The organism is Sphingobacterium sp. UBA7253 (assembly GCF_002472745.1).
In the GTDB taxonomy this organism is placed as follows: Bacteria; Bacteroidota; Bacteroidia; order Sphingobacteriales; family Sphingobacteriaceae; genus Sphingobacterium; species Sphingobacterium siyangense.
In genome coordinates this window covers 61,378-70,568 of the sequence record NZ_DKSP01000108.1, presented here as the reverse complement: position 1 = coordinate 70,568, position 9,191 = coordinate 61,378, and the positions used below count along the sequence as shown (strand labels likewise).

At 37.9% G+C, this 9,191-nt stretch carries 9 protein-coding genes; 2 read left to right on the top strand and 7 right to left on the bottom strand.

The genetic code is table 11. The annotated features are described in order from the left end of the window. Nucleotides 1-340 (bottom strand): 3-deoxy-D-manno-octulosonic acid transferase (locus tag B2X72_RS10690; protein WP_286849560.1); only part of this gene is annotated, 340 nt, incomplete at its 3' end. Nucleotides 341-405: 65 nt separating this feature from the next. On the opposite strand from B2X72_RS10690, the gene B2X72_RS10685 reads away from it, so the two are divergent. Continuing rightward, the gene (locus B2X72_RS10685; RefSeq protein WP_145327247.1) at nucleotides 406-1,398 is read left to right on the top strand and encodes a UDP-glucuronic acid decarboxylase family protein; all 993 of its coding nucleotides are present in this window, start codon (nucleotides 406-408) and stop codon (nucleotides 1,396-1,398) included. Further along, nucleotides 1,398-2,429 carry a UDP-glucose 4-epimerase GalE gene (galE, locus tag B2X72_RS10680; RefSeq protein ID WP_088160000.1) on the top strand — a complete coding sequence of 344 codons (1,032 nt, stop codon included), beginning with the start codon at nucleotides 1,398-1,400 and terminating at the stop codon, nucleotides 2,427-2,429. The genes B2X72_RS10685 and galE overlap by 1 nt, the downstream gene beginning before the upstream one ends. 122 nt (nucleotides 2,430-2,551) lie before the next feature. Here the strand turns inward: galE and B2X72_RS10675 are convergent, their stop codons facing one another. The 6 genes from B2X72_RS10675 to B2X72_RS10650 form a co-directional block, all read right to left on the bottom strand. Continuing rightward, on the bottom strand, nucleotides 2,552-4,231 hold the full coding sequence (locus B2X72_RS10675) for a helix-turn-helix transcriptional regulator (protein ID WP_145327249.1): 1,680 nt from the start codon (nucleotides 4,229-4,231) through the stop codon (nucleotides 2,552-2,554). 318 nt (nucleotides 4,232-4,549) lie between these two features. Beyond that, the gene (locus B2X72_RS10670; RefSeq protein ID WP_145327251.1) at nucleotides 4,550-5,134 is read right to left on the bottom strand and encodes a 5-formyltetrahydrofolate cyclo-ligase; all 585 of its coding nucleotides are present in this window, start codon (nucleotides 5,132-5,134) and stop codon (nucleotides 4,550-4,552) included. 253 nt (nucleotides 5,135-5,387) lie between these two features. Beyond that, nucleotides 5,388-5,948 (bottom strand): elongation factor P, encoded by a 561-nt coding sequence (gene efp / locus B2X72_RS10665; RefSeq protein ID WP_046674772.1) that lies wholly within the window; start codon nucleotides 5,946-5,948, stop codon nucleotides 5,388-5,390. 257 nt (nucleotides 5,949-6,205) lie between these two features. Then, the gene (locus B2X72_RS10660) at nucleotides 6,206-6,835 is read right to left on the bottom strand and encodes an ABC transporter ATP-binding protein (RefSeq protein WP_312208582.1); all 630 of its coding nucleotides are present in this window, start codon (nucleotides 6,833-6,835) and stop codon (nucleotides 6,206-6,208) included. Nucleotides 6,836-6,852: 17 nt separating this feature from the next. Then, nucleotides 6,853-7,641 (bottom strand): acyl-ACP--UDP-N-acetylglucosamine O-acyltransferase, encoded by a 789-nt coding sequence (lpxA, locus tag B2X72_RS10655; RefSeq protein ID WP_075990789.1) that lies wholly within the window; start codon nucleotides 7,639-7,641, stop codon nucleotides 6,853-6,855. Between the two features lie 10 nt (nucleotides 7,642-7,651). Next, on the bottom strand, nucleotides 7,652-9,052 hold the full coding sequence (locus B2X72_RS10650; RefSeq protein WP_172840641.1) for a bifunctional UDP-3-O-[3-hydroxymyristoyl] N-acetylglucosamine deacetylase/3-hydroxyacyl-ACP dehydratase: 1,401 nt from the start codon (nucleotides 9,050-9,052) through the stop codon (nucleotides 7,652-7,654). Nucleotides 9,053-9,191 lie beyond the last annotated feature (139 nt).

The window sequence follows — 9,191 nt, the reverse complement described above, 5'->3', positions numbered from 1 at the left end:
GTGCGTGCTGAGCAGTATCGTAGGGGAGATAAAAAACATAATCGGCCAAAGCAGTGTTTTTTCTGATTTCATAGCCAGAGGGAGAATAAAATGTTACAATTATTTTATGATCCAAATAATTATTTTTCACTGCTTCCAGGACAGGTCTTCCTTGCTCAAATTCCCCCAATGAAGCAAAGTGAAACCAAATATGTTTTTGGGAAGAATCAACCGTTTGTTTCATCCTCGAATACCAGTCTTTTCGTCCCTCTACCATGAGCTTGGCTTTGGCATGAAAAGGAGCCAAAATACGCAGTAAGAGTCCATAAAGAAAGATTCCAATTGAATAAAGCAAACGCATGTTTTTAAAATAATGTTTATCTTAGTCAAAGATATTAAACCCATTTCATTAAACGGAACCATTGAGTGGAAAATAAACATCGCAAACGGATTTTGATAACAGGAGCAGCTGGCTTCCTCGGTTCTCACCTTTGCGATCGCTTTATTGCGGAAGATTACGATGTAATTGGAATGGACAACCTGATTACCGGAGATCTACAGAATATAGCACATCTATTTAAGTTGGAAAATTTTGACTTCTATCATCACGATGTCTCAAAATTTGTGCACGTTCCCGGGCACTTGGATTATATCCTGCATTTCGCTTCGCCAGCCAGTCCCGTTGATTACCTTAAAATTCCCATACAAACATTGAAGGTAGGATCTTTGGGCACACATAATCTCTTGGGCCTAGCGCGTGCTAAACAAGCACGCATTTTGGTAGCCTCCACCTCTGAGGTATATGGCGATCCACTGGTTTCACCACAATCCGAGGACTACTGGGGCAATGTAAATCCCGTGGGACCTCGTGGTGTATACGATGAAGCGAAGCGCTTCCAAGAGGCAATAACGATGGCCTATCACAATGCACATGGTCTGGATACCCGTATTGTCAGGATATTTAACACCTTTGGTTCCAGAATGCGTCTCAATGACGGCAGAGCTATTCCCACCTTTATCGCACAAGCGATACGTGGCGAAGACATCACGATTTTTGGCGATGGTTCACAAACACGATCATTCTGTTATATTGACGACCAGGTCGAAGGCATCTTTCGCTTGTTGCATTCGGCATGTGCTACACCTATAAATATTGGTAATCCAGACGAAATCAGCTTGCTACAATTGGCCCATGAAATTGTCGAATTGACAGACAGCTCGAGTAAAATCGTCTACGAACCATTACCGGTTGATGATCCCAAACAACGGAAACCCGATATTGGCTTGGCCAAATCAAAATTAGCCTGGGAACCTCAAATAGACCGAAAAACAGGATTGAAAAAAACCATAGCATTTTACAAAAAGATCCCTTTGGATAACTTATCACATAAAGACTTTACTTACTATAATCAACAATAATGAACAAAAAAATACTAGTCACAGGAGGAACAGGTTATATCGGTTCGCACACAGTAGTCGAACTACATCAAGCAGGATATGTACCTGTCATCGTGGATGATCTGTCCAATTCAAACATCAAAATTTTGGATCAGGTTGAAAAGATCATCGGCGTTAGACCTGAATTTCACCAATTTGACCTTTGTGACACAGAACGCGTGAATGAATTTGTAAAAAACAATACCGATATCTCAGGAATTATCCATTTTGCGGCCTCTAAAGCTGTAGGTGAATCTGTACAGAAGCCTTTGAAATATTACCACAACAATTTCTTCTCGTTAATTAACTTATTAGAGGCATATCAAAATAAGCCTATTAATTTTGTCTTTTCTTCAAGCTGTACCGTATATGGTGAGCCAGACTACTTACCTGTAGACGAGAGTGCTCCCGTGAAAAAGGCAACCTCTCCTTATGGAAATACAAAACAAATTGCTGAAGAAATTCTACAGGAAACTGCTGCTGCATATGACAACTACAATATTATTGCGCTCCGTTATTTCAACCCTGTAGGTGCACATGAGTCGGCACTGATCGGTGAATTACCAAACGGTGTTCCTCAGAACCTGCTTCCTTTTATCACACAAACAGCCATTGGAAAAAGAGAAAAATTGACGGTATTTGGCTCTGATTACGACACACCGGACGGATCTTGTATCCGCGACTATATCCACGTTGTTGATTTAGCAAAAGCTCACGTTGCAGCAATCAGATTATTGGAAAAAGGCAACCCGAACGGAAAATACGATGTCTTTAATGTGGGAACAGGAAATGGATATTCTGTCCTTGAAGCGATCAAGGCTTTTGAGAAAGCTTCAGGACAAAAATTAAATTACGAATTTGGTCCACGTCGTGACGGAGATATCATCAAAGTTTACGGGGACGTCACTAAATCGGCCAATCAGTTGCATTGGAAAGCAGCACTTGGTATTGATGAAATGATGGCTTCTGCCTGGGCATGGGAAAAAAATCTGAAGGAAAATCCATTGGATTAAACAGTAGCCTCTGCTGCTACAGCAAAGCATTATACCCAGCTTAACTTTATATGACCGTCTTAAAAACGTAGACGGTCATAACTTGGCTCCCAAAGGGTCCTTCTGCCAACTGAAGGTCGACATTAAACAAACTCCTTGTCGGAAATATATTCCATGAGCATCCCGGCCTGATCTCCGAGCTTCTTTTTCAAGCGCTGCATAGATTTTTTTATCGCGTCTGGAGTAACCCCCAATACGTTGGCTACTTCCTTATTATTTAGCCCCAGTTTCATAAGCACAATTACCCTCAGATTAGATTCCGTTATATCGGGAAATCTAGATTGTATATCCTGGAGTAAATTGGGAAATTCTTTTACAATCAATAATTTAAATTCCTGCCATTTCTCTTCAGTGATGAGATGTGACTGCAACAATATTTTTAGCTCCTCGCGATCTTTTTCAACAACATTCCCTTTTTCTTCAAGCATCGCAGAAAGTACATTTATCTGTTCATTATTCCGCTTAAGATAAGCGACGTATTCTTCAACTTGGCTTTTAGAACTCACCAGTTCCCTGTCTAATTCTGCTTTTGTATACTTTAAATTAAGAAGCTGATATTCATAGTCACGTATCCGTTTTCTAGCACGGGATCGAATAGCATTATAAATAAAAAAGAATAATACCAATACCAATAAACTTAATATTAGCCATAATCGCCTCTCAGCTTGCTTTTTCTTAATAACAGCTTGTGCCAGCGATAATTTATCGGCGTACTTTTGCTTGTCGGCCATAAACTTCAATTGGGACAATACTGGATCACCATCTAAAAAACGTAATGAGTCTTGGAGACGTTCTATTCTTCTTCGTGCATTCAGCTCACGACCTATATCGTTACTTTGCATCGCCAAATTCAACTTGTGAATCTCAAGTTCAAGTATTGTCTTCTTATCATCCGAGCCCAATAAAAGAGATTCAGCTTCCGCAATCATATGACGAACATCCTTCGTTTCCTTATTCGCTATATTTAATCGAATACGCATCACTAAGGCGAAAATTGTATTTCGGTCATTCCCAAGAGATCTGGAAATCTCAAGATCTTTATCTAGGAGCGATAAAGCCTTATGGTAATCCTTCATACCTTCAAACACAGCCGCCTGATTACCTAAGATCTTCGCGTAGCGTAATGAGTCATTTTCTGAAAGTGCTAAAGTTTGAGCCAATTCAAAAATTTTCATTGCCTGCAAGGTATCACCACCACTTTTCAATGTCAGTAAACCTAAATTGTCCAAGATTTCAGCTTTCAATTTCGGTGAAATTTGTTCTTGTCGTTGCCCTAAATCCAGATATTTAATTCCAGAAGTATAATCACCTAAAGTTCCAAAAAAATAGCCAAGCTTCTTGTAAGTTTGCGTTAGGTCTAAAACAAGCTCTTTCGGTATATCTTCAAGCCCTTTCTCTCCTTCCAAGATAAAAGGTAATGCCTCAGAGGCTTTCAGGCATCGATATAGGTAAAAGCCATACATTACCTTTACCCAAATGCGTACATTTTGATAGCTATAGCCTTCTTCAAGGTCCAGCGCTTTTAAATAGTATTTATCACTAAAGTTATTTCTTGCGCCTTCGGCATTAAACGACTGATCCGCCAGTAAACAATAATAGATTGCCAAAAGTGCCTTATCATTTTTTCGTACCGCTTGGCTAAAATATGGTGCAAGATATTTGCTTAACGACAGACTAGAGGATTGATACTGCGCTGATTCTTTTATAATTGTTTCGTAAAAGTTCTTCTCCTCAATCGAGGAATTGGAATCCATTAAATCCATCCCGTAGACAACATGACAAGGTATGATTGTTAGGAAAAGAAAAAATAGAAGACATCGAAACATATCGGCACAGGCATTGAATTTCGCAATAAAAATAAAAAATAATTTTAATTAAATCATCATGAGACAAAATCAACCAACTACAAACACAGTTAAGATTTAGATCGTAATTAGACCTTACATTCTTTTATTAAAAATAAGAATAGTACATTAAATAATACGCTACTATTGTTCGCTAATTAAACAAAGAAGCCGCTTTTTAAAAAGCCTTGTGACTATTCACAAAAAGCGGTGCGATTCTTCTTCTGACCAATAGTATTACTTGTCATCAAAAAAATGATAAATATGATCTGGTGTAATAGCTTTCGTTAATTGGACATCATATTCATTTTTATCTGCAATAACATCAATTGGATTAAAAAAAGATAGTCCGACACGCTGTACACCAACTTTACAAGACGAGAAAAAACGGTCGTAAAACCCTTTTCCATAACCTACTCTATAGCCGAAAAGATCAAAAATTAACAACGGCACTATAATCATATCAATAAGCGATGAAGCTACCTTAATGCCAGAGGTTGGCTCTGGAATACCCCAGTTGTTCGTCTCAAATCGTGTATGTTCATCCAATATGAAATGTTGCATCGAGTAATCATCAAAATTAGATCGCGAAACAACGATCTTTATCTGCGGAAAAAACTCTTGAATATAATTTATTATTAAATATGTATTGGGTTCGTGGTATTTCCCTATGGGAAGGAAAATATGCAAAAATTCGACCCTTGAGAGATCAAGCTTTGTAAATTGCGAAAGTAATCGTTCATTGAGCGCAGTTTCTCTCTCTAAAGACAATTGACATCGCTTAGTTTTATATTCAAGTCGTAATTCTTGTTTCGATTTCATTTGTAGAATAGTTATTCCTAAAATTTATTTCCCTTTCTTACCAAAATCCCCATTAAATTCCATCACTTATGCCAAGATCAATCAAAAATAGCATTCCTTCCAATTCAATTTTTATTTAAGCTTCAAAAGCAAATAGAAATTCTCGTTCAGAATAGAAAAACCAGGTGTTAAACGCAGTCTAGTCATAAAAAAAACGGCCTTGTAGCGAGCGCTAACAAGACCGAATAATCAACCTAAACCTAAAATCTTTCTATTATTTTACGCGCTCGATATAATTACCTGTTTGCGTATCGACTCTTACTTTCTCACCTTGATTAATGAACAACGGTACCATAATTTCAACACCAGTCTCTACAGTTGCTTTTTTCAACGCATTTGTAGAAGTATCTCCTTTTACAGCCGGTTCAGTATATGTAATTTCTAACTCAACACTTTTTGGAGCTTCTGCCATGATAGGCTCATCACTTTCAAAAGCAATAATTACAGTCATTCCCTCTTTCAAGAAACGAGCTGAATCACCGAACAAAAATTTAGGAATATTGAATTGCTCGTATGTATTGTTATCCATTACCACGAAGAAATCTCCATCCTCATACAAATACTGATAATCGCTAGTTTCTACACGTGCAATTTCTACAGATTCGTCAACTCTAAAACGGTATTCAACTAACTTACCAGTTTTAACATTACGCATTCTCGCTTGATAAAACGCACGTAAATTGCCTGGTGTACGGTGTATATATTCTTCTACGGATACTAATTCTCCATTAAATCTTAAGATATTTCCTGATTTTACCTCTGATGCCTTAGCCATTCTTTGAATTGAACTTTAAACGGTTATCTCATTATTGAGTCGTCAAAAGTACAAAAACTAATTGTGTTATTAAAATTTCATTCGCTACTTTTTTTTCTGAAAGTGTTTGTTTTTATTGGCCGGAGAGAACCTTCAGTTCACTTTCGTAGCTGTTAATGGTTATGCAATCTTGATGGTTTATGGGAAATAATCATTTTTGATACAGGACAAAAAACTTTTCTCCTATTTTTAATAGGGCAGAAACAATTGTTGATCCCCTAAGACTTGAAATCGACGATAGAAATACTTTCATCGCAGAATTCATACTCTTTTTTTTGGTTGGAACAGACGATAAACAATCTAGATTCCACTTTTGTGCGCTCAATTAAACGAAGATACCATTGTTCACCCGCACTATCCAAATTACTTGTAGGCTCATCCAACAAAACCAAGGCAGATGCAGAACAACAAGCTAGCGCTAGCTTTACACGTTGACGCATGCCTGATGAAAAAAACCGGATCTCTCTGTCAAGCGCATGTTCCAATCCCAATACGTTTACAACAGTTTCTTTATCAAAAGAAGGAAGATAATTTTTAAATTTAAAATGAAAATCAATCAGCTCGTTTAAGGTAAACTCCTCGATCAGTTCAACATAAGGAGCTGCGAGAGACAGCTGCTGATATATAGTTTCCACACCTAGGACTTGGTCTCCATCCGTGTAGATCAATTCACCCGATGAGGGTGTCAAACTACTTGAAAGCACTTTTAGGAAAGTGGACTTCCCAGAACCATTATGGCCAAGGATGGCATAACTCTTGCCGGACTCGAAGGTATAGTTTATATGCCTAAAAATCCATTCATTGTTATACCTCCTACCAATATCTTTTAATGTAATTTTCAAATTCACTAGAATCGACAACGCGACTACATCGCTCTATTATTGAATCCTTTCATGATACCCCGGCCGGAGTTCCGAATAAAATCCAAAATTTCATCACGGATTTCCGTTGCCTGATATTCAGCTTCTATAATTTCTATTGCTTTAGCCAGGTTTCTGTTTTGGACAAAAAGAATTCGATAAAGATTCTGAATCTCGGCAATTTGCTCTTCCGAAAATCCTCTTCTTCTCAATCCAACAGAATTAATACCAGCATAAGAAATCGGTTCACGTGCGGCCTTAACAAAAGGAGGAATATCCTTACGCACCAATGAACCACCGGTAACAAATGCATGCGAACCAATTTTGACAAATTGGTGAACAGCAACCATTCCAGCAAGTACAACATAATCACCTACTGTAATATGTCCAGCAAGTGTACTGTTGTTCGAAAAAACACAATTATCACCTACTTCACAATCATGTGCAACATGACTATAAGCTTGGATCAAACAGTTTTTTCCAATGACCGTTTTATACCTATCCTTGGTTCCTCTATTGATTGTTACACACTCACGAATGGTTGTATTGTCTCCAATTTCAGCTGTGGTAATCTCACCATCAAATTTTAAATCTTGAGGTTCCCCAGAGATTACTGCACCGGGATATATTTTACAGTTTTTTCCAATTCGAGCTCCATCCATGATCGTCACATTTGATCCTATCCAAGTGCCTTCACCAATGACGACATCTTTATAAATGGTTACAAATGGCTCGATGACCACATTTTTAGCAATTTTTGCCTCCGGATGAATATAAGCTAATGGCTGTATCATCTATACTACTTTAGTTGTTATTTACTCTTACGATCTGTGCCATAAGCTCCGCTTCACACACGATTTTCTCTCCTACCATAGCCACACCTTTCATTTTTGCGATACCTCTTCGGATCGGCTCCATCAAGTCACATCTAAAAATAACAGAATCCCCTGGAGTTACCTGCGCTTTAAAACGTGCATTTTCAATTTTAAGGAATAAGGTCAACCAATTCTCTGGATCAGGAACCGTCTTCAGTACTAAAATTCCCCCTGTTTGTGCCATAGCCTCTACTTGCAAAACACCAGGGAATAATGGTGCACCAGGAAAATGTCCCATAAATAAATCTTCGTTCATGGTAACATTCTTCAAACCCACAACATGTGTTTCTGTCAACTCAAGAATTTTATCGACCATAAGCATGGGTTGACGATGAGGTAAAATCTTCATGATTTCAACCGTATCGTATAATGCCGGCATATTGGGATCGTAAACTTTAATTTTTTTACGTGTTTTATCTTTCTTGATCTGCTCCTTTATCTTTTTTGCAAAAGCCACATTCGCTGCATGGCCTGGCCTTGCAGCCATAATATGCCCTTTCAAAGGTCTTCCGACTAGCGCTAAATCTCCAACCATGTCCAACAATTTATGTCGAGCAGGTTCATTTTGGTAACGCAATTGATTATTGTTTAATATTCCTTCCTTAGCAACTGCAACGGTTTCTTTATGAAAAAGATGCGCTAATTTTTGCAATTCCTCAGGAGAAGTCTCCTTGTCCACAATAACGATTGCATTACTTAAATCACCACCTTTAATAAGGCCATGATCAACCAACATTTCCAATTCGTGTAAAAAACAAAACGTACGCGAAGAGGCTATTTCAGATTTAAAATCCTCAATCGATGTTATTGCTGCATGTTGACTTCCCAACACAGGCGAATTAAAATCGATCATACAAGTCAAACGATAACCATCCATTGGCATGCCCAGTATTTCGACTTTGCGATCTGGCTCTGCATAATGAATATTATTCGAAATCTCATAATAATCCCGATCAGCATCTTGTTCCTCAAATCCCGCTTCCTCTAACAACTTCACAAAAATAGCTGAACTACCGTCTAGAATTGGTATTTCAGGACCATCAATATCAATCAGCACATTATCAATTTGTAAACCAATTAACGATGCCATCAAATGTTCAATTGTACTCACACTTGCTCCATTCTGCGTTATTGTCGTCCCCCTGGAGGTATCCGTAACATTATCCGCATCAACCAAAATTTCTGGTTGCCCCTCTAAATCTACACGTCTGAACTTAAACCAGTGATTTTCCGGAGCGGGTTTAATAGTCATCGATACAATTTTTCCTGTATGAAGACCTACCCCCGAAATTTCAACCTCGTTTTTGATGGTTCTCTGTTTTACATTCATTTCTAATAACATATTTTTAAATCAAAACTTCTTTTGACAAAACATTTATCCTTTAAGCTATATCGATGTTCGCCATCGCCTTGCTAGGAATGATTATTTCATCACAATTAAAGAACAGTTTATTTTCAATGAAAAATAA